Source organism: Rhizobium sp. 10PS4 (assembly GCF_032464805.1).
Classification (GTDB): domain Bacteria; phylum Pseudomonadota; class Alphaproteobacteria; order Rhizobiales; family Rhizobiaceae; genus Rhizobium; species Rhizobium laguerreae.
In genome coordinates this window covers 321,848-339,665 of sequence record NZ_JAWDIW010000003.1, presented here as the reverse complement: position 1 = coordinate 339,665, position 17,818 = coordinate 321,848, and the positions used below count along the sequence as shown (strand labels likewise).

General features: G+C 63.3%; 18 protein-coding genes and 1 pseudogene. 3 read left to right on the top strand and 16 right to left on the bottom strand.

The window, feature by feature from the left end; genetic code table 11:
* Position 1 precedes the first annotated feature (1 nt).
* From RWJ89_RS07345 to RWJ89_RS07295, 11 genes and pseudogenes are all read right to left on the bottom strand, one after another.
* Positions 2-775: an ABC transporter ATP-binding protein gene (locus RWJ89_RS07345; protein WP_168283491.1), complete on the bottom strand. Its 774-nt coding sequence runs from the start codon at positions 773-775 to the stop codon at positions 2-4.
* 5 nt (positions 776-780) lie between these two features.
* Complete coding sequence (locus tag RWJ89_RS07340; RefSeq protein ID WP_131662472.1) at positions 781-1,770, bottom strand: ABC transporter substrate-binding protein; 990 nt, start codon at positions 1,768-1,770, stop codon at positions 781-783.
* Positions 1,771-1,787: 17 nt separating this feature from the next.
* Positions 1,788-1,982, bottom strand: a complete 195-nt coding sequence (locus RWJ89_RS07335; protein ID WP_165504388.1) for a hypothetical protein — start codon at positions 1,980-1,982, stop codon at positions 1,788-1,790.
* 690 nt (positions 1,983-2,672) lie between these two features.
* A complete protein-coding gene (gene nadC / locus RWJ89_RS07330; protein ID WP_316030776.1) occupies positions 2,673-3,596 on the bottom strand; it encodes a carboxylating nicotinate-nucleotide diphosphorylase in 924 nt (307 codons plus the stop codon).
* Positions 3,574-5,115, bottom strand: a complete 1,542-nt coding sequence (locus RWJ89_RS07325) for an L-aspartate oxidase (RefSeq protein WP_168283493.1) — start codon at positions 5,113-5,115, stop codon at positions 3,574-3,576. Before RWJ89_RS07325 ends, nadC begins: the two co-directional genes overlap by 23 nt.
* Positions 5,112-6,083, bottom strand: coding sequence for a quinolinate synthase NadA (nadA, locus tag RWJ89_RS07320; protein WP_316030775.1), 972 nt, complete (start codon positions 6,081-6,083; stop codon positions 5,112-5,114). Before nadA ends, RWJ89_RS07325 begins: the two co-directional genes overlap by 4 nt.
* A 69-nt stretch (positions 6,084-6,152) precedes the next feature.
* A complete protein-coding gene (locus RWJ89_RS07315) occupies positions 6,153-7,049 on the bottom strand; it encodes an NUDIX hydrolase (protein ID WP_312889200.1) in 897 nt (298 codons plus the stop codon).
* A 259-nt stretch (positions 7,050-7,308) separates the two neighbouring features.
* Positions 7,309-8,121, bottom strand: a pseudogene (locus RWJ89_RS07310) (3-methyl-2-oxobutanoate hydroxymethyltransferase); the annotation flags it as partial.
* Positions 8,122-8,147: 26 nt separating this feature from the next.
* Positions 8,148-9,374, bottom strand: coding sequence for an NAD(P)/FAD-dependent oxidoreductase (locus RWJ89_RS07305; protein ID WP_316030774.1), 1,227 nt, complete (start codon positions 9,372-9,374; stop codon positions 8,148-8,150).
* An 11-nt stretch (positions 9,375-9,385) separates the two neighbouring features.
* Positions 9,386-9,700: a MocE family 2Fe-2S type ferredoxin gene (locus RWJ89_RS07300; RefSeq protein WP_168283496.1), complete on the bottom strand. Its 315-nt coding sequence runs from the start codon at positions 9,698-9,700 to the stop codon at positions 9,386-9,388.
* Positions 9,701-9,721: 21 nt separating this feature from the next.
* Positions 9,722-10,810 (bottom strand): fatty acid desaturase family protein, encoded by a 1,089-nt coding sequence (locus RWJ89_RS07295; protein ID WP_316030773.1) that lies wholly within the window; start codon positions 10,808-10,810, stop codon positions 9,722-9,724.
* Positions 10,811-10,942: 132 nt separating this feature from the next.
* On the opposite strand from RWJ89_RS07295, the gene RWJ89_RS07290 reads away from it, so the two are divergent.
* Complete coding sequence (locus tag RWJ89_RS07290) at positions 10,943-11,971, top strand: LacI family DNA-binding transcriptional regulator (protein WP_131662465.1); 1,029 nt, start codon at positions 10,943-10,945, stop codon at positions 11,969-11,971.
* A 161-nt stretch (positions 11,972-12,132) separates the two neighbouring features.
* Positions 12,133-12,945 (top strand): TIM barrel protein, encoded by an 813-nt coding sequence (locus tag RWJ89_RS07285; RefSeq protein ID WP_222043443.1) that lies wholly within the window; start codon positions 12,133-12,135, stop codon positions 12,943-12,945.
* Between the two features lie 21 nt (positions 12,946-12,966).
* On the opposite strand, the gene cobM is transcribed toward RWJ89_RS07285, so the two are convergent.
* On the bottom strand, positions 12,967-13,725 hold the full coding sequence (gene cobM / locus RWJ89_RS07280) for a precorrin-4 C(11)-methyltransferase (RefSeq protein ID WP_222043445.1): 759 nt from the start codon (positions 13,723-13,725) through the stop codon (positions 12,967-12,969).
* 4 nt (positions 13,726-13,729) lie between these two features.
* Positions 13,730-14,962, bottom strand: coding sequence for a precorrin-6y C5,15-methyltransferase (decarboxylating) subunit CbiE (gene cbiE / locus RWJ89_RS07275; RefSeq protein ID WP_316030772.1), 1,233 nt, complete (start codon positions 14,960-14,962; stop codon positions 13,730-13,732).
* Here cbiE and RWJ89_RS07270 point away from each other — a divergent pair.
* Positions 14,961-15,731, top strand: coding sequence for a cobalt-precorrin-6A reductase (locus RWJ89_RS07270; RefSeq protein ID WP_316030771.1), 771 nt, complete (start codon positions 14,961-14,963; stop codon positions 15,729-15,731). The two genes, cbiE and RWJ89_RS07270, sit on opposite strands and share 2 nt — an antisense overlap.
* Here RWJ89_RS07270 and RWJ89_RS07265 read toward each other — a convergent pair.
* Genes RWJ89_RS07265 through RWJ89_RS07255 form a run of 3 tightly spaced genes read right to left on the bottom strand, consistent with a single transcriptional unit; the run spans position 15,695 to position 17,816 of the window.
* Complete coding sequence (locus RWJ89_RS07265; protein ID WP_316030770.1) at positions 15,695-16,459, bottom strand: precorrin-3B C(17)-methyltransferase; 765 nt, start codon at positions 16,457-16,459, stop codon at positions 15,695-15,697. The two genes, RWJ89_RS07270 and RWJ89_RS07265, sit on opposite strands and share 37 nt — an antisense overlap.
* A complete protein-coding gene (locus RWJ89_RS07260; RefSeq protein ID WP_131661582.1) occupies positions 16,456-17,187 on the bottom strand; it encodes a precorrin-2 C(20)-methyltransferase in 732 nt (243 codons plus the stop codon). The genes RWJ89_RS07265 and RWJ89_RS07260 overlap by 4 nt, the downstream gene beginning before the upstream one ends.
* Positions 17,184-17,816 carry a precorrin-8X methylmutase gene (locus RWJ89_RS07255; protein ID WP_316030769.1) on the bottom strand — a complete coding sequence of 211 codons (633 nt, stop codon included), beginning with the start codon at positions 17,814-17,816 and terminating at the stop codon, positions 17,184-17,186. Before RWJ89_RS07255 ends, RWJ89_RS07260 begins: the two co-directional genes overlap by 4 nt.
* Between the last annotated feature and the right edge of the window lie 2 nt (positions 17,817-17,818).

Sequence of the window (17,818 nt, the reverse complement as noted above, 5' to 3'; positions counted from 1 at the left end):
CTCACGCCGCGTGACGGGTGAGGAGGAGATCGCGGAGGTAATCGGAGAGGTCATGGATCGCCTTGTCCTTTGCAGTTTCAGGGCCGCGTGGCCGGCCGACGGGAACGGTGACTTCCGTCAGGATCGAGCCCGGCCGTCCGGTCATCACCAAAACGCGGTCGGACAGAAGCGCCGCCTCGCTGACGGAGTGGGTGATGAAGACCACGGTCTTCGGACGTTCGGAGAAGATGCGCAGCAGATCGAAGCCCATCACCTCGCGCGTCAGGGCATCCAGCGCCGAGAAAGGTTCGTCCATCAGCAGGATATCCGGGTCCATGAGCAGCGCGCGGGCGATGCCGACACGCTGCTGCATGCCGCCGGACAGTTCGTCCGGCAGGCGTTTCTCGAAGCCGGCAAGCCCGACCATGCTGAGCAATTCACCCGCCCGCCCGCGCTCCACTGCCGTTACCCGGCCGGTCTTGTGGCGGGCGGGAAACACGACATTGTCTTCGACAGTCGCCCAAGGAAGCAGCGTCGGCTTCTGGAAGACGATCCCGATGTCGTCACGCGGTGCCGTCACCGGCAGACCGAAGACGTCTACCGAGCCGGACGTCGGCTTCAACAGGCCGGCGATCATGCGCAGTAGGGTCGATTTCCCGCAACCCGAAGGGCCAAGGATCGAGACAAACTCATGCCGGGCCACATCGAAACTGACGTCGCGCAGGGCTTCCGTGCGCCCGGACCGGGTTTCGAAAACCTGTCCCAGCCTGTCGAAGCGGATAGCGGGCATCGCCATGGCGGTTACTCCGCTACGGCGAAGGTGCGGTTGACCGTGGTTTCCGGATCGAGCTTGGCCGGATCGATGTCCTGCGCTTCAGAGACACGGCGCCAGGTTTCGGCAAGGCGGGCGGTTTCGAAGGCACCGAGGCCGTCCTTCTCCGTCACCTCGTTGAAGATCAACGGCAGCGTGTCCTTGAGGGAACCCTGGACATCTTCCGAGCCGAGTTCCGGTACGATGGCGGTGACAGCAGCGGCAGCCTTCTCCGGATTCTCCTTGGCGAACTCGACGGATTTCTTGTAAGCGGAGATAAAGCGGGCGGCGACCTGCGGACGCTTGGCGAGGAAATCGTCGCTGGCGATGATAGATGCGGAATAAAGCTCGAGCCCTGCTGCCGACCATGGCAGGGCAACGATCGCCTTGCCAGCTTCCTTGCCCTGGTTGCTGTAGCGCGTCAGGTCGGTCATCCAGGCGATGATGCCATCGGCATTGCCGGTCATCAGCATCGGGCCGAGTGCGCCGGGATCTGCCTTGATAATCTTGATATCCGCCATGTCGATGCCGGCATCCTTCAGCACCAGCGGCAGGTAGACATTCGACGATGTGAAGGGCGACGTCGCGATCGTCTTGCCCTTGACGTCAGCGATGCTTGCGATCGAACCGCCCTTGGCGACGTAGAAGGCATGCGGCCCCTTGTTAAACAACGACATGACGGCGGTCACCTTCACGCCTTCATTGGCGCGGGCGGCCATCAGGGCGCCGATATCGGAAACACCGATGTCGGAGGACGCGGCGGCAAGGCGCGAGATGGCGTCGGTCGAGCCGCGACCGGAGGCGATCTCCACCTCAAGGCCGGCGTCCGAGCAGAAACCTTCCTGGATGCAGACGTAGATCGGCGCCTTGTCGCCACCCGGCAGCCAATCGAGCTGAAAGATCACCTTGTCAGCGGCGGAGGCGGCACCGGCAGAAAGGGTTGCGGCAAGTGCATAGAAGGCAAGCTTGGTGCGGGACATGGGTCGACCTTTCGCAATTAGTGTTCGGTTTTTAAGGACGGATAGTGATTGGCGATGCGCTCCGGATCGAAGCCATCCGCGACGAGCCTGGCAATCGCGTTTTCAGGACGCTTGCTGCTCAGGCATGCAAAGCAACGATGCGCGCGAAGGTGATCAGATCCAGCGTCGATCTCTGCGGATTTCGGGGCGAGATCACTGGCTTTTCCCTGCACTAGAACATCTCCTCGACAGATTTACCCGTCGAGCAATGTCCAGAACCGAGGCTCAGACCGCTTCTACTCGCAGGTCTTTTGTCTCATGAATATCCGGCGTTCTGCAAGATTTTAAACGCTTCAATTCTTGCGCTGAAAAAATAGGCGAAATTGACGGCATTGAGGTTGAAGTGGGCAGGCTCGTCAGTTATGTGAGTGAAATCAAAGGATAAATTCCTCTGCGGTCGAGTGGGCGGCGGCTGAAGAAATAAGCGTTCTAATATTTAGAGCGCTTAGCTCGTAATTTTCTTGTCGCACCTCCAGCTTGCATCTGTGTTTTCCGGCGCATTTTTTCTTGTGAGCGACCCGCATCTGGACGGTTTCCAATGCCTCCTTCGTATGCAGGCGATCACCCATTGCCTTGGGCCGTCAGTATGTCTGAAGTTGAACTCGAGCATATGCCGAAGCGCACGAGATCGCCCAAATGACCATGAATTGGCGTTTCAGCCGCAGTCGAGAAGGGGACTTCGGGGCCGTAACGTTTACGATTCAGCTGTTTCAACGGCTGAGGGACCCGCGTATCTCTAACGACGGCATCGTCAGGCCATGGGCGTTATGCCTATTACGACACGGTGCCCGATCTCGGCGTGATGATCGAACTGCTGGAATTCGACAGCGACAAGGAAGTCCAGCCGAAGCAGGCCTGAGGGATCACAGAACCTGTGCAATCCGTTTCGGGCTTACTTTCGTAGCGGTTGTGGCCTCGACGAAATCGAGCCCGATATCCAGCACCGGCGCGCTGTGCGTCAGCCAGCCGACGGAAATGAGGTCGACACCGGAAGCGGCGATTGCGGCGGCCGTTATCGGCGTGACACGGCCGGATGCCTCGGTGATGGCCCGGCCGGCGACGATCGCGACGGCTTCGCGCAGCTGATCCGGTGTCATATTGTCGAGCAGAATAGCGTCGACGCCGGTCTCCATCGCTTCACGCAGCTGATCGAGGGTGTCCACCTCGACCTCGATCTTCACCATGTGGCCGACGCCTGCCCGCGCCCGACGGATCGCTTCAGCGACCCCACCGGCGATGGCGACGTGATTATCCTTGATCAGCACGGCGTCATAAAGCGCGAAACGGTGGTTCATACCGCCACCGGCCCGCACTGCATATTTTTCCAGCGCCCTGAGGCCCGGCGTCGTCTTGCGCGTACAGGCGACGGAGGCTCTCGTGTCGCGGATGGCGGCGGCAATCTCAGCCGTCACAGTCGCAATGCCGGAGAGATGGCCGAGGAAATTCAGCGCGGTGCGCTCGGCGCTCAGCAGGCCACGCGACGGGCCTTCGATGGTGGCGATCACGTCGCCGGGCTTTACCGCATCGCCGTCCTGAAGATGACGGCGCATGACGATCTCCGGATCGACGAGAGCGAAAGCGAGTTCGGCGGCATCGAGACCGGCGATCACGCCCCGCTGACGCGCAGCCATCACCACCGTCGAACGGTGATCCCGGGGGATGACCGATGCCGAGGTGATGTCGCCGGCAAGACCCAGATCTTCGAGAAGCGCGGCCCGCACCAGCGGCTCGACGATCAGGCGCGGAAGGGGAACAAGGTTCATCTCAAGCACTCCTTGCAAGGGCATAGGGCGGCGTCGCGCGGGCGATCTCCAGAACGTCGGAAAGGCACATCTGGCGCCGATTGGCGTTGGCGAGCTTCAGCGGAAAATCGGTGCGGGCATGGGCGCCGCGCGATTCCATCCGCAGGCTGGCAAAGACGGCGATCAGCAGCGCGACGATAGCCGGATCGGCGGCAGGGCCGTTGCCTTCGGCAAGCGGCAGCAGTGCGGCGATCGCGCCATGAATGGCGCCGGCATTGCGCAACACGCCGAGATGGCGCGAGACGATTGGCCGGACGAGCGATGCATCGGCCGGTGCCGGGAGTCTCTCGGTGAAGATCGCGCCGGCAGAACCTGCGGGCAGGCCTGATATGTCGCGCGCCGCCCGCATGCCCATGACAGCCGCTTCCAACAGCGAATTGCTGGCAAGCCGGTTGGCACCGTGCAGGCCGGTCGAGGCCGCCTCACCGGCAACCCAGAGGCCGGGAACCGAGCTGCGGCCATTTGCATCTGTGGCCACGCCGCCCATGTGATAGTGAACGGCCGGGCGAACAGGAATGAGGTCTTTCGCCGGATCTATGCCGACCTCGCCGCAAAGGGTCGAGATGACAGGAAAGCGAACGGCAAAGCGGTTGCCGAGAGCAGCGCGGGCATCGAGGAAGACCCTGCCGCCGCTGGCGATTTCGGCGCTGATCGCACGCGCCACCACGTCGCGCGGTGCAAGTTCGGCGCCTGATATGCGGGCCATGAACCGTTCGCCTCGTTCGTTGACGAGCAAAGCCCCCTCCCCGCGCACCGCTTCGCTGATAAGCGCCAGCGGCCTACGGCGTGAATCGAGTGCCGTCGGATGGAACTGGACGAATTCCATATCGGTGAGCGCGGCACCGGCCCTTGCTGCGAGCGCGATCCCCTGGCCGAAATTGCCTATCGGATTGGTGGTCGCGTCGTAAAGCCCGCCGATGCCGCCGGTGGCAAGCACCACCTTCGATGTCGGCAGAATGGCGGCGCCATTCGCGGTCGCGCAGAGCAGGCCGGCGACCTGCTCGCCGTCCATCAGAATCCGCCGGACGTCGAAGCCTTCGAGCACTGATATAGCTGGCGTTTTCATCACCGCCTCGATCAGCGCGGCGATGATCGCAGCACCCGAGCCATCACCTTCGGCGTGGACGATGCGGCGGCGATTATGGGCCGCCTCGAGCCCGAGCGAGAGGTCTCCTGCGGCATTCCTGTCGAAGCGTACGCCGGCTTGCTCCAGCGCCACGATCGCCGCTGGCGCCTCGGCAATGATGCCGGCGGCAACCGCGGGATCGCAGAGCCCGTCGCCGGCCGCAAGCGTATCGGCAAGATGTAGCGTCGCGCTATCGTCGGCACCGACGCTGGCGGCGATGCCGCCCTGCGCCCAGGCGCTCGACGTCTCCGCGCCAAGGGCCGCGCGGGTGACGATGACGGAAGGTTCTGGCGCCAGTGTCAGCGCGGTCATCAACCCCGCAAGCCCGCTGCCGACGATCACCGTGCGTCCTGATAGCTGCTCGAGAATCTCGGTCATATCGCCAGCATCCTCTCGACGGCACGGCGTGCGGCCACCGCAATCGCCGGATCGACGGTCACCTCGTGACGGTTTTCCTCGAGGGCCGTGCGGATATTGGCCAGCGTGATGCGCTTCATATGCGGGCAGAGATTGCAGGGGCGAATGAACTCGACATCGGGATGGTGCACGGCGACATTGTCGCTCATCGAGCATTCGGTGAGCAGCACGACGCGCGCCGGCTTCTGCCTGCCGACATAATCCGACATGACAGCGGTGGAGCCGGCGAAATCGGCTTCGGCCACCACCTCTGGCGGGCATTCGGGATGGGCGAGCACGGTTACGCCGGGATGGTTTTCGCGCAGCTGGCGCACGTCCTCGGCAGTGAAGAGTTCGTGCACCTCGCAATGGCCATGCCAGGCGATGATCTCGACATTTGTCTCGCGGGCAACGTTGCGCGCCAGATATTCGTCCGGGATCATCAGCACCTTCGGCACGCCGAGCGATTCCACCACTTGCTTGGCATTGCCCGAGGTGCAGCAGATGTCGGAGGCAGCCTTCACTGCGGCCGAGGTGTTGACATAGGTGACGATCGGCACGCCGGGATGAGCCTGGCGCAGCAGCGCGATATCCTCGGGCGTGATCGAATCCGCCAGCGAACAGCCGGCGCCGAGATCGGGGATCAGCACGGTTTTCTCGGGGTTCAGCAGCTTGGCGGTCTCGGCCATGAAATGCACGCCGGCAAGCACGATGACATCGGCATCGACCTCGATCGCCTTGCGGGCGAGCGCCAGGCTGTCGCCGACAATATCGGCCACGCCGTGGAAGATCTCCGGTGTTTGATAGTTGTGAGCGAGAATGACGGCGTTGCGGCGGCGCTTGAGCTCAAGGATCGCGTCGACGTCGTTTTCGAACGTCATCCATTCGGCTTTGGGAATGACGCGGCTGACGCGCTCGTAGAGCGAGGATGCGGAAACAGGATAATTCATGACCGGCTCCTAATTATGCTCCATTTGAGCATATCATAGGCGAAGAGATATGCTCACGGTGAGCATATGTCAATTGCGGGAGAGCGGTAATTTCGTTCCTGCGAGCGCGCGTTCTTCGAGAACGGTGTGGCGAAAGCGGAAGAGCTTGGCCGGCCGGCCGCCGGTTTCGCTTTCGGTTCCGCCGGTTTCCTCGACGAGATCCTGCTGTTCGATGAGACGACGGAAGTTCTGCTTGTGCAGCGTCAGCCCCGCCAAGGCTTCGATGGTGCGCTGCAGCCTCAGCAGCGTGAAGCTCTCCGGCATCAGTTCGAACACCACGGGGCGGTATTTGATCTTGGCGCGCAGCCGGGCGATCCCGGTTGCGAGAATACGGCGGTGATCGGCAAACATCGCACGGCCGAGATTGGCCTCCACCCCGCATCCGGCTTCCGAGACGAGCCCCGCCTCGTAGAGCAGTTCATAGCGCTGCAACGCCAGATCCTCGTTCCAGCCGCCGCCGTCGAGGCCGAAGGTGAAATCCGCCCGGCGGTGGCGATGGTCGCGCCGGGCCGGATCGGCATCGGCCCAGCTCCTCAGGCGCGCCATGATCTCGTCAAGCACGACCGGCCGGCCCTGTCGATGGTCTTCCCAGGGGAAATATTCGTACCAGCCGTGCCATCCCGGCCGGCCGGCGCCTGACTGCTCGTTGACGAGGCCGAGATAGCTGATTGAGATCGTCCGCCCGCCTGGGATGTCGTTGTTCCGGTCACGGTCGGCGAAGGTATAGAGCTGTTCGAGATAACCGACGGGATGTTCCGTCTGCTCCTGCACCCATTCGCGCAGGCCTGATTGCAGGGTTCGATGCCCCATTTCGAAAGGGCCTGACGGCAGCGCATTGCCGGAGCGGATGGTCATGACGCGCGGTTCGTCCCCCGTCACCGCGACGAGCACCGCAATCAATTCCGCATGCGCAAAGCCGATCGTCACAGGGGACCGAATACTCCGTTCCGAATGAATCGAACGGATAATTCCTGACACAGGCCGGCACGGAAGCCAATGGTGGGTTCCCCCTTCTCCCCAGCGGGGAGAAGGTGCCGGCAGGCGGATGGGGGCTACACGGCACGGCGTTGATTGCCCTTCGCTTACGCTCAGTGCCTCGCTCCTATCGTCGCTCGCCCCCTCATCTGCCCTGGCGGGCATCTTCTCCCCGCTGGGGAGAAGGGGGAAGCGTCGAGTAGCGGCCCTCAGCTTTGCCCGTCTCGCTTTTCAGCCGTTGCAGGAAGATCTCCAGTTCGGCGTCGTCGATACCGACGAGATGGCGCTTTTCCGGATAGGCGCCGGTCCTGACATCCTCGGCGAATTCGGTGAAGGCGGCGATGCGCTCGCGCTGCAGCCGGTCGTGTTCGGCGGCGAAGTCGCGATAGACCTTGGCATGGCGCGGAGTGTGGTCGCGATTGACGCCGAGCACGTCGTCGGCGAAGAGGTATTGAGCGTCGCAGCCGCTGCCCGCTCCCATCGAGATCATCAGCATCGCGGTGTTGCTGCTGATCGCGGCAGCGACATCTCCCGGCACGACTTCGATTTCGGCGGCGAAGGCACCGGCCTCTTCCAGCGCCTTGGTCTGCCGCCAGATTTCGGCCGCACTTGCCGCCGTCTTGCCGACGGCGCGGAAGCCGCCGGTCCAGGTCGCTTTTGAAGGGATCAGCCCGAGATGGCCGCAGACCGGGATACCCTCGTCCCGCATGCGCCGGATCGTCTGCAAGCTTGCGGCGCAATAGACCGCATCACCCCCTGCCTTCAGCGCCGCGAAGGCCGCTCGCAGATAGTCCTCGGCCGAAACATGATCGCCATATTCGAGCCCCGGAATGGCAAAGAGAGTGGGGGCGATCTCGCGAAAGACCGGCCCGAGCAGCGAGGGCGGCACGGAGACGATGTCGATCCTCGCCTTTTCGGCGGCATCCGCCTCCTCCAGCGAGGTGACGCGCAGCATGGTGAGCTGGCGCTTGCCCTTTTCCGCAAGCAGATCGGCGACGGTCGCGCGTCTATGTTTCTTCATCATCAATTCCTTTGAAAATATCGGAGAGCTCAGGCGGCCAGCAGGGATTTCAGCTTGATGTCGCTGGCTGCCAGTGCTGCCGGGTTCGGATGGGCGCGCGCCGCGATCAGCATTTCGGCGAGCCTGATGTCGCGTGCCACCGCATTGCCCGGCCCGATGCCGCTGGCGGCGATCAGTCGACCATCGGCGTCGAGATGGAAGAGAATGAAGGCACTCGGGCCGAGATCGCGGCGCTGATGCGTGATAGCCCCTTCGGCAAGGCCTGATATCTGCAGCGTCATGTCGTATTGATCCGACCAGAACCACGGCACCGCCGAAACGGCTTTGTTGAGGCCGAGCATGTTGGCCGCGGCCAATGTGCCCTGCTCCTGGGCGTTGCGCCAGGACTCCAGCCGCACCCGCCGGCCGCCATAGATCGGCAGCGGGAAGGAGCAGCAATCGCCAGCCGCAAAGACATCAGGTGCGGAGGTCTGGAGATAGGTGTTGACGGCAATGCCATTGTCGATCGCGAGGCCTGCCCTTTCGGCGATCTCGATATTCGGCCGGGCGCCGATGCCGACGAGGACGAGATCGGCTTCGATCACCTCGCCGGTCCACAATAGGATCAGGACTTTGCCGCTTTCCTCGGTCAGCGCCTGGATGGAGACGCCGCAGCGGATATCGACGCCCTCGGCGCGATGGCGCTCGGTGAGCAGATGGGCGATCTCTTCCGGCACGCCACGCTTCAGCACGCGTTCCAGCCCCTCGATGACGGTGACCTCGGCGCCAAGCAGCCGCGCCGTGGCCGCAAGTTCCAGTCCGATGAACCCGCCGCCGATGATGGCGATATGCCGTCCCGGCTTCATTGCTTCACGCAGTGCCGCCGCATCGTGATGCGTCCGCAGCGAGCGAATATGCGGGCTGCCCTGCGGCGCGCCGGGGAACGGCCGCGCGGCCGCACCCGTTGCAAGCAGAAGCTTGTCGTAGGAAAGCACGGTACCGTCCGAAAGCGTGACGATCCTGAATGCGGCGTCGAGATCCCTTGCCTCGAGGCCGGTCAGCAGCCGGATGCCGCTTTCGGCATATTTTTCCGCCGTCGCGATGAATTTCGGATCGCTCGTATCAGCCGGACCGACCTTCGAAAGCGGCGGCCGTTCATAAGGCGGAAGCGGCTCGGCGCCAACAAGCGTTATCTCGCCGGCAAAGCCATTTTCCCGCAAGGCGAAGGCTGCGCGCGCACCGCATTCGCCGGCGCCCAGGATGACGTAATGAGCCATGCCGGCCTCCCTCAGAGCGAGATGAAGACGGCGCCGTCTTCGATCTTGACAGGATAGGTCTTGAGATTGACGCAGACCGGCGCACCCCTGGCTTCGCCCGTCTTGTAGTTGAAGCGGCCGTTGTGCTTTGGACATTCGATGATCTCATCCATGACAAGCCCATCGGCGAGATGGATATGTTCATGCGTGCAGAGCCCGTCGGTCGCGAAAAACTCGTCGTCGGGGCTGCGATAGACCGCGAATGTGCGCCCGTCGTGATCGAAGCGGATGACATCCTCTTCGTCGATCTCGTCCTTGTCGCAGACCTGAATCCAATTTCCGCTCATCTTGTCCTCCCTCGATTGTCGTTATTGCGCGGCCGGGGCCAGCTCGTTGTGGAATTCCTCGCGATAGGGCCGCGCGGTGGCCGGCAGGTCGCGCTTCAGGAAATAATCCTCGTTGCGCAGCTGGCGCAGGAAGGCCGGGATCATCTCGCGATAGCCGGACCAGATCGACGGGTTCGGCGCCGGCAGGTCGTGCTTGATCATTGCGTGCAGCCTGGGCAGCGCGTGATATGGCACCATTGGAAACATGTGATGTTCGACGTGGTAGTTCATGTTCCAGTAGATGAACCGGCTGATCGGATTCATATAGACCGTGCGGCTGTTCAGCCGGTGGTCGGTCACATTATCGGCAAGGCCGCCATGCTGCAGCAGTCCGGTCAGCACATGGTGCCAGGCGCCGTAGAGGCGCGGCAGGCCGATCAGCATCAGCGGCAGGATCGAACCCATGGCGATCGCGGCTGCGATCGTGGCCAGATAGATTGCCAACCAGATGCGGGCGATGCGGATCGCCTTCGGCTGCTCCATCTCCGGGATGAAAGTCTTTTCCGCCGCGCTGACGCCGCCGAGAGCATTGCGCAGCATGTCGACGACCGCATACCAGACGTCGAGGATGCCGAAGAAATTAAGCACCAGCCGCAACAGATCAGGCGGCCGCATGACAGCGATCTCGGGATCGCGGCCGACGATCACCGTATCGGTGTGGTGGCGCGCATGGCTCCAGCGCCAGGTCACCGGATTGCGCATGATCATGAAGCAGGCGATCTGGTAGACGACATCGTTCATCCAGCGCGTCTTGAAGGCGGTGCCATGGCCGCATTCGTGCCAACGACTGTCGGAGGCCGAGCCGTAGAGCACGCCATAGGCGAGGAACAAGGGCAGCGCGATCAAGGAGCCCCAGAAATAGATGCCGAGCCCGGCAAGGACCACCATGCTGCCGAGCCAGATGATCGTGTCACGGATCGCCGGCGCATCGGAGCGCTGCATCAGCGCCTTCATCTCCTTGCGCGCAACGTCGGTGTGATACCATTCGGCTGCCGCCAGCCCAGTCTCGACGGCGGTGCGGCCGCTTTCGCCAAGAAGGTCGTAGTCACGTTTCTTCGTCTGGGTCGCCATGATCCGCCTCCCGTTGCCCTTTGCCTGGGAGAATAGGTTGACTTTAGAAGGCGCTCAATGCAGGCTTGATATAATCTATCAAAAGCCATCATGAATGGCTTGCATTCATGATCGAATCCATCAGGAACGCCGATGCGCCGTCCCACTATCTCCGATCTCGCCCGCGCCTCCGGCGTCAGCGTTGCCACCGTCGACCGCGTTCTCAACGCTCGCCACCGCGTGCGCGAGGAAACGGCGCGACGGGTCTATGATGCAGCACAGTCGATCGGCTATCACGCTGTCGGCCTGATCAAACAGCGCGTCTTTGAGGATCTGCCGCAATATAGGCTTGCCTTCCTGCTGCAGAAGCCGATGCAACCCTTCTATCAGAGCTTCGTGCGTGAGATCGAAACCGCAGCGCGCGCGGTCACCAGCGCGCGGATCCAGACGCAGATCGACTTTCCCTCGGCCTCGACACCGGCAGCGATCGTCGAGAAGCTGAAGGCTCTCGGTGCCCGCAACCAGGCCGTTGCTCTCGTTGCCCCCGATTATCCTGCGGTCACGACCGCCATCGAAGAACTGAAGGAAAAAGGGATCCCGGTCTTCTCGCTGCTCTCCGATTTCGCCTCGGGCGTGCGCAATGCCTATGTCGGCGTCAACAACCGCAAGGTCGGGCGCACCGCCGCCTGGACGATTGCGCGCACGGCACGCGGGCCTGGCAAGATCGCCTGTTTCGTCGGCAGCCATCGATTCCACGGACATGAGCTGCGGGAAATCGGCTTCCGCTCCTATTTTCGCGAGAATGCGCCTGAGTTCGATGTCGTTGACACGCTGATCAATCTGGACACGCCCGAGATCACCCATGAGGCGACGTTGACACTTCTGCAGAAACATCCCGATCTCGTCGGCCTCTATGTCTGCGGCGGCGGCATGGAAGGGGCGATTTCGGCGTTCCGCGAAGAAGGCGTCGGCGGCAAAATCGTCCTGGTGGTCAACGAGCTGACGCCCGACAGCAAAGCCGGTCTTGCCGACGATATCGTCGCCATGGCGATCGGCACCCCCCTGCCCGCCCTCTGCAAGGAATTGATGGGGCTGATGACGGGCGCCATCGAAAACGGCGAAACGGCTGTTCCCGGGCAGCTCTTCCTGCCTTTCGAAATTCATATTTCGGAGAACATCTAAGGAATGATGGAATTACATCATTTCGCTCGAAATTCTCTCAGCAATGAGAGCGAGCACCGGCGATGGCGGATGGATTGCGACGCGAATTCCGATAGAGATTCGCGGACCCATTCACGAGGACCGCTCCGCCCCGACGCGGAGATGAGGAGGAGATAGCAGTCATGACTTCGATCCGCTTTGCGCTTAACCATATGGCCGCACCGTCGCTTGCCATCGACGATTTTTTCGCACTGGCCAGATCGCTCGGCATCGATGCCGTCGAGATCCGCAACGACCTTTCCGGCAATGCCATCCTTGACGGCACCAAACCCGAGGTGATCAGGCAAGCGGCCGCCCGCCATGGGGTGACGATCATCTCGATCAACGCCCTGCAGCGCTTCAATGAGTGGAACGCGACAAGAGCCGCCGAAGCGCAGGAGCTGATCGATTATGCCAGCGCGTCGGGCGCCAAGGCGCTCGTCCTCGTTCCGAAGAACGACGGCACCGGCTGCGCCGATGGCGAACGGCAGACCAATCTACGCCAGTCTCTGGCCGCGCTGAAACCGATGCTGGAGGAAGCCGGCATTCTCGGTCTCGTCGAGCCGCTCGGTTTCGAGATCTGCTCGCTGCGCTCGAAGACCGAGGCGGCCGACGCGATCGAGGAGCTGGGCGCGCAGTCGACCTTCAGGCTGATCCACGATACCTTCCACCATCATCTTGCCGGCGAAGCCCTCACCTTTCCGCAACTGACCGGCCTTGTGCACATCTCCGGCGTCGACGACCCGGCTGTTTCCGTTGCCGATATGCGCGATTCCCACCGCGTTCTGGTTAATGCCGACGACCTGCTCGACAATGCCGGTCAGGTCAGGACTCTGTTGCAGGCGGGTTATACCGGCTCGTTCTCCTTCGAGCCCTTTGCGGCGGAGGTGCATGCGCTGAAGGATCCGGCCGGCGCGCTTCGCGCCAGCATGGAGTATCTCAGCGCGCGGGTCTAAAAGCCGCGCGGTCGCTTGACTCTACTCTCTACCTCTGAACCGGCGCTGATAGGCCGGATCGTAGAGCGAGCTTTCGCGGAAATCTTCCACTGCGAGCGATGGGCCGACGAAGATGATCGCTGTGCGTTCGATCGGTTCGGCCGCAACCTTTGCCTCAATATCGACGAGCGTGCCGCGCAGGATGCGCTCGTCCGGCCAGGAGGCCTTGACGACGATGGCGACAGGGCAGTCGACGCCGTAAAGCGGCGTCAACTCTTCGACCACTTGCTTCAGCGCGTGGATTGCCAGATGGATCGCCAGCGTGGCGCCCGTCGCGCCGAACTTCGCCAGTGTTTCGTCGTTCGGCATTGGTGACGCGCGGCCGGAAACGCGGGTCAGCACCAGGCTCTGCGCCACGGCCGGGATCGTCAGTTCGCGCCCAAGCGCCGAGGCTGCGGCGGCAAAGGCCGGGACACCAGGCGTCATCGTATAGTCGATGCCATGTTTTTGAAGCCGGCGCACCTGTTCGGCGACCGCACTCCAGACCGAGAGATCGCCGGAATGCAGCCGGGCGACATCCTGGCCGGCCGCAGCAGCGCGAAGATATTCCGCCTCGATTTCGTCGAGCGACATCGGCGCCGTATCGACGATACGTGCGCTCGGCGGACAATATTGCAGCAGTTCAGGCGAGACGATCGAGCCGGCATAAAGGCAGACCGGGCATCGGGCGATGAGATCGCGGCCACGCACTGTGATCAGATCCGCAGCACCTGGCCCCGCGCCGATGAAATGCACCGTCATTTCGTCATCCTTTCGTCCAGCGCCATTGCGTCACCGGCATGGCCGGCCGCCAGCCGGTCATGCCGCCGACGGGCTGGGCGCGCGATATTTCGATCCGCGTGAGGAAGCCGCCGCGTTTGGCATGTTCGGCGAGCAGCACCGCCTCCATCTCCAGCGTCACGGCGTTGGCAACGAGCCGCCCTCCCCGCTTCAGCGCGGCAATCGCAGTATCGACAACACCCGGCTCGCTACCGCCACCGCCGAGGAAGATCACATCCGGCGCCGAGAGGCCCTTCAGCGCATCGGGCGCCATACCTTCAATGACGGCGAGATGCGGCACGCCGAAGGCGGATGCGTTGCGGGCGATACGTGCGGCCCGTTCCGGCGACTGCTCGACGGCGATTGCCTTCAGGCTGGGGTCGGCCAGCATCCATTCGATGCCGATCGAGCCCGAACCCGCGCCGATATCCCAGAGCAGTTCGCCGTGACGCGGCGCGAGCGCCGAAAGCGTCATCGCCCGGATTTCACGCTTGGTGATCTGTCCGTCATGCTCGAACAGCTCGTCTTCGAGCCCTGCGGCAAAAGGCAGGATGCGAGCCCCCTCCCCTGCCGCGATATCGACGGCGCAGACATTCAGAGGATCGATGTCCAGAAGGTCGAAATCCGCCGCCGTAGCACTTCTCTGCCGCTCCCGAACGCCGCCCAGCGCCTCGAGTACTGTAAGTCGCGACTGACCGAAGCCAGCAGGAGTCAGCAGGGCAGCCAGATCGCCAGGCCCCTTCTCGTCCGAGGTCAGCGCGATGATGCGCCGCCCGGCGTGCAGATGCGGCCGGATCAGATCGATCGGCCTGCCATGCAGCGAGATCGTCGCGACGTCCTGCAGCGGCCAGCCAAGGCGAGACGCGGCAAGGCTGAAGGCCGAGGGTGCGGGGATAGTGCGCATCTCTTCGGCCGCCACATGGCGGGAGAGCGTTGCGCCGACGCCATAGAGAAACGGGTCGCCGGAGGCGAGCACGACAACAGGCGTGCCGCGCCTTTTCACGACGGCCTCGATCGAGCGCTCGAAGGGGCTCTGCCAGGAAAACCTTTCGCCTGCGATCAGCGAGGCAGCGAGTGCATGATGCCGCGCGCCGCCGAAGACGGCAGGCGCGGTCGCAATCAGCCTCCTCGCCTCCTCGCCCAGCCCTTCTGGACCATCCTCGCCGATGCCGATAATAGTCAGCCAGCGCTGGCTGGACGCAGGAGAGACATCAGACATGGGAAGACCCCGCATCCTGATCCTTGGCGGCACCAGCGAGGCGCGGCTGCTGGCCGAGGCGCTGGCGGCGCGTGATGATTGCGATGTTTTGTTGTCGCTTGCCGGCCGCACCGAAAAACCGGCCGCGCAGCCTGTTCCGGTTCGTATCGGTGGTTTCGGCGGCGCTGCCGCACTTGCCGATTTCCTCAAGGCCGGCGGATATGACCTGTTGATCGACGCCACGCACCCCTTCGCCGAGCGCATTTCGGCCAACGCCGCTTTTGCGGCCGAAACCACCGGCATTGCCGCGATCGCTCTGCGCCGTCCCGAATGGCAACGCGTGGCCGGCGATCGCTGGCGGGACGTGCGGAGCATTCCGGCTGCCATCGAAGCGCTCGGCCCCTCCCCTCGCCATGTCTTCCTGGCGACGGGCCGGCAGGGTGCCCATCATGCGGAAGCCGCACCGCAACATCACTACCTCGTTCGCAGCGTGGATCCCGTCGAACCACCGCTTGTGCTTGATAATGTCGACTATGTCCTCGATCGGGGTCCGTTCACGCTGGACGGTGAATGCGATCTGCTGAGGCAGCACGACATCGACGCCATCGTCGCCAAGAACAGTGGCGGTGCCGCCACCTATGCAAAGATCGAGGCAGCCCGCCTGCTCGGTATCGAGGTGATGATGGTAACGCGCGCGCCGGCCTCCACGGTCAAGGCTGTCGACACTGTCGAGGCGGCGCTGGCGGCGATCGATCACCTGTTTCCCCCCGCCATGAAGCGCGGCGTATAGACGAGGTCCGGTCTGCCTGGCCGCGTGACGATGCGTGTCTCGGCCGAGCCGATGATGATGCAGGTCGCCATATCGGCGATCGACGCATCCGCCTGCGCCAGCTGCTGCACTGCGATGCGTTCGTCCGGCCGCCCGGCCGCCCGCCCGAAAATAACCGGTGTTGCTGCAGGCAGATGGTCGCGCAACAGCTTAAAGGCTTCGCCGAGCTGCCAGGGCCGCGCCCGGCTGATCGGATTATAAAGCGCGATGACAAAACCTGCCTTTGCCGCCAATGCAAGACGGTTTTCTATAATATTCCAAGGCTTTAGATTGTCAGACAGCGATATGGCGCAGAAATCATGGCCAAGTGGAGCGCCTGCTCTTGCCGCCACTGCCAGCATCGCCGTGATGCCGGGCAGGATGATGAGATCGACCGCGCGCCAGGCGGCCGGCCCGTTCTCGATTGCTTCGCAGACCGCGGCCGCCATGGCGAAGACGCCGGGGTCGCCGCCGGAGACGACGCAGACCTTGGCGCCATCCGCCGCCATGGCGAGCGCTGCCCCTGCCCTGTCGAGCTCCTCGCGATTGTCCGAGGCATGCCGCAGTTGAACGTGGCGGAGCTCCAGCCTGTCGAGATATGGTCCGTAGCCGAAGAAATCCGTCGCCGCATCGACGGCGGCCAGCGCCTCCGGCGTCATCTGCTCGGGGTTGCCGGGACCGGTGCCGATCACGTAAAGCCTGCCGCTCATCGGCTGCCCTCCCAGCCCGGCACCAGCACGAGCGAAAAATACGGCGCATCGCCGTCGGTCCTGTCGGCAAGCTTTTCCATCGCCGCATTCGCCATGGTGCCGCGTTCGACATAGACGGCTTCCGCAAGCCGGCCGGCGGCCGCCAGCGCCCGGCGGATCTTCGGCAGATTACGGCCCACCTTCATGATGACGGCGGCTTGCGTATCGGCAAGTCGCCGCGTCAGCTCGGTCTCGGCCATCGTACCGGGCAGAACGGTAAGCACGTCGTCGCCCTGGACGATCGGCATGCCCGCCAGCGACCAGCAGCCCGACATGGCGCTGATGCCCGGGATCACTTCCGTCGGGTAGCGTTGGGAAAGCCTGACATGCAGGTGCATATAGGAGCCGTAGAAGAGCGGATCACCTTCGCTGAGAACGGCGACGCTCAGCCCGGCATCGAGATGCCCGGCAACAGCTTTGGCAGACAGATCGTAGAATTGGGTGATGAGCCTCTGATAGCGTTCGTCGTTCTTGTCGATTTCGGTCGTCACGGGATAATAGAGCGGCAGCAGCGTCACCCCGGTTTTCAGCAGCGGCTCGACGATCGCCTTGCCGTTGCCGCCCCTGCCCTGCTTGGCGAAATAGGCGATCACATCAGCGCCTTCGATGGCGCGCACGGCTTTGAGGGTAAGGAGCTCCGGATCGCCCGGACCCGTGCCGACGCCGATGAGACGGCCGCTTGTCGTCATAGGCCCGGCCTCGCCAATGCATTGATGGCGGCTGCCGTCATGGCGCTGCCGCCGAGCCGGCCGCGGACGATGGCAAATGGTACGCCGTAGGAGTTTCCCGCCAATGCATCCTTCGATTCCGCCGCGCCGACGAAGCCCACGGGCATGCCGAGGATCGCCGCGGGTTTCGGGGCGCCATCGCGCAGGAGTTCGAGCAGATGGAAGAGGGCGGTCGGCGCATTGCCGATCGCGACAACGCTGCCGCCGAGCCGGTCGAGCCAGAGATGCATGGCGGCAGCGGAACGCGTATTGCCGGTCTCACGCGCAAGCTCCGGTGTGGCGGGATCGCGCAGCGTGCAGATCACCTCGTTCAGCGCCGGCAGCCGCGCCCGGGTGACGCCTTGGGATACCATCTCCGCGTCGCAGAAGATCGGCGCCCCATTCTTCAGCGCGTCGCGCGCCGCGCTGACGAAATCGGCGGAGAACAGGAAATGCTCGGCCGCCTCGACCAGGCCGCAGGCATGGATCATGCGCACGGCGATTTCGGTTTGATCTTCGGTGAAGCGCGAAAGATCGGCTTCGGCACGGATGATCGCAAAGGAACGCTCGTAGATCGCATCGCCGCTGCGGATATAATCGTAGTCTGGCATTC

Coding starts and splice junctions, on each gene's coding strand:
- RWJ89_RS07325 (WP_168283493.1), bottom strand. CDS start 5,115: ATGACCGAGATTCTCGAGCAGCTATCAGGACGCACGGTGATCGTCGGC.
- RWJ89_RS07340 (WP_131662472.1), bottom strand. CDS start 1,770: ATGTCCCGCACCAAGCTTGCCTTCTATGCACTTGCCGCAACCCTTTCT.
- cobM (WP_222043445.1), bottom strand. CDS start 13,725: ATGACGGTGCATTTCATCGGCGCGGGGCCAGGTGCTGCGGATCTGATC.
- RWJ89_RS07260 (WP_131661582.1), bottom strand. CDS start 17,187: ATGACGACAAGCGGCCGTCTCATCGGCGTCGGCACGGGTCCGGGCGAT.
- RWJ89_RS07265 (WP_316030770.1), bottom strand. CDS start 16,459: ATGAGCGGCAGGCTTTACGTGATCGGCACCGGTCCCGGCAACCCCGAG.
- nadC (WP_316030776.1), bottom strand. CDS start 3,596: ATGCCCTTGCAAGGAGTGCTTGAGATGAACCTTGTTCCCCTTCCGCGC.
- RWJ89_RS07300 (WP_168283496.1), bottom strand. CDS start 9,700: ATGAGCGGAAATTGGATTCAGGTCTGCGACAAGGACGAGATCGACGAA.
- RWJ89_RS07345 (WP_168283491.1), bottom strand. CDS start 775: ATGGCGATGCCCGCTATCCGCTTCGACAGGCTGGGACAGGTTTTCGAA.
- RWJ89_RS07295 (WP_316030773.1), bottom strand. CDS start 10,810: ATGGCGACCCAGACGAAGAAACGTGACTACGACCTTCTTGGCGAAAGC.
- RWJ89_RS07270 (WP_316030771.1), top strand. CDS start 14,961: ATGGGAAGACCCCGCATCCTGATCCTTGGCGGCACCAGCGAGGCGCGG.
- cbiE (WP_316030772.1), bottom strand. CDS start 14,962: ATGTCTGATGTCTCTCCTGCGTCCAGCCAGCGCTGGCTGACTATTATC.
- RWJ89_RS07290 (WP_131662465.1), top strand. CDS start 10,943: ATGCGCCGTCCCACTATCTCCGATCTCGCCCGCGCCTCCGGCGTCAGC.
- nadA (WP_316030775.1), bottom strand. CDS start 6,083: ATGAATTATCCTGTTTCCGCATCCTCGCTCTACGAGCGCGTCAGCCGC.
- RWJ89_RS07255 (WP_316030769.1), bottom strand. CDS start 17,816: ATGCCAGACTACGATTATATCCGCAGCGGCGATGCGATCTACGAGCGT.
- RWJ89_RS07305 (WP_316030774.1), bottom strand. CDS start 9,374: ATGGCTCATTACGTCATCCTGGGCGCCGGCGAATGCGGTGCGCGCGCA.
- RWJ89_RS07285 (WP_222043443.1), top strand. CDS start 12,133: ATGACTTCGATCCGCTTTGCGCTTAACCATATGGCCGCACCGTCGCTT.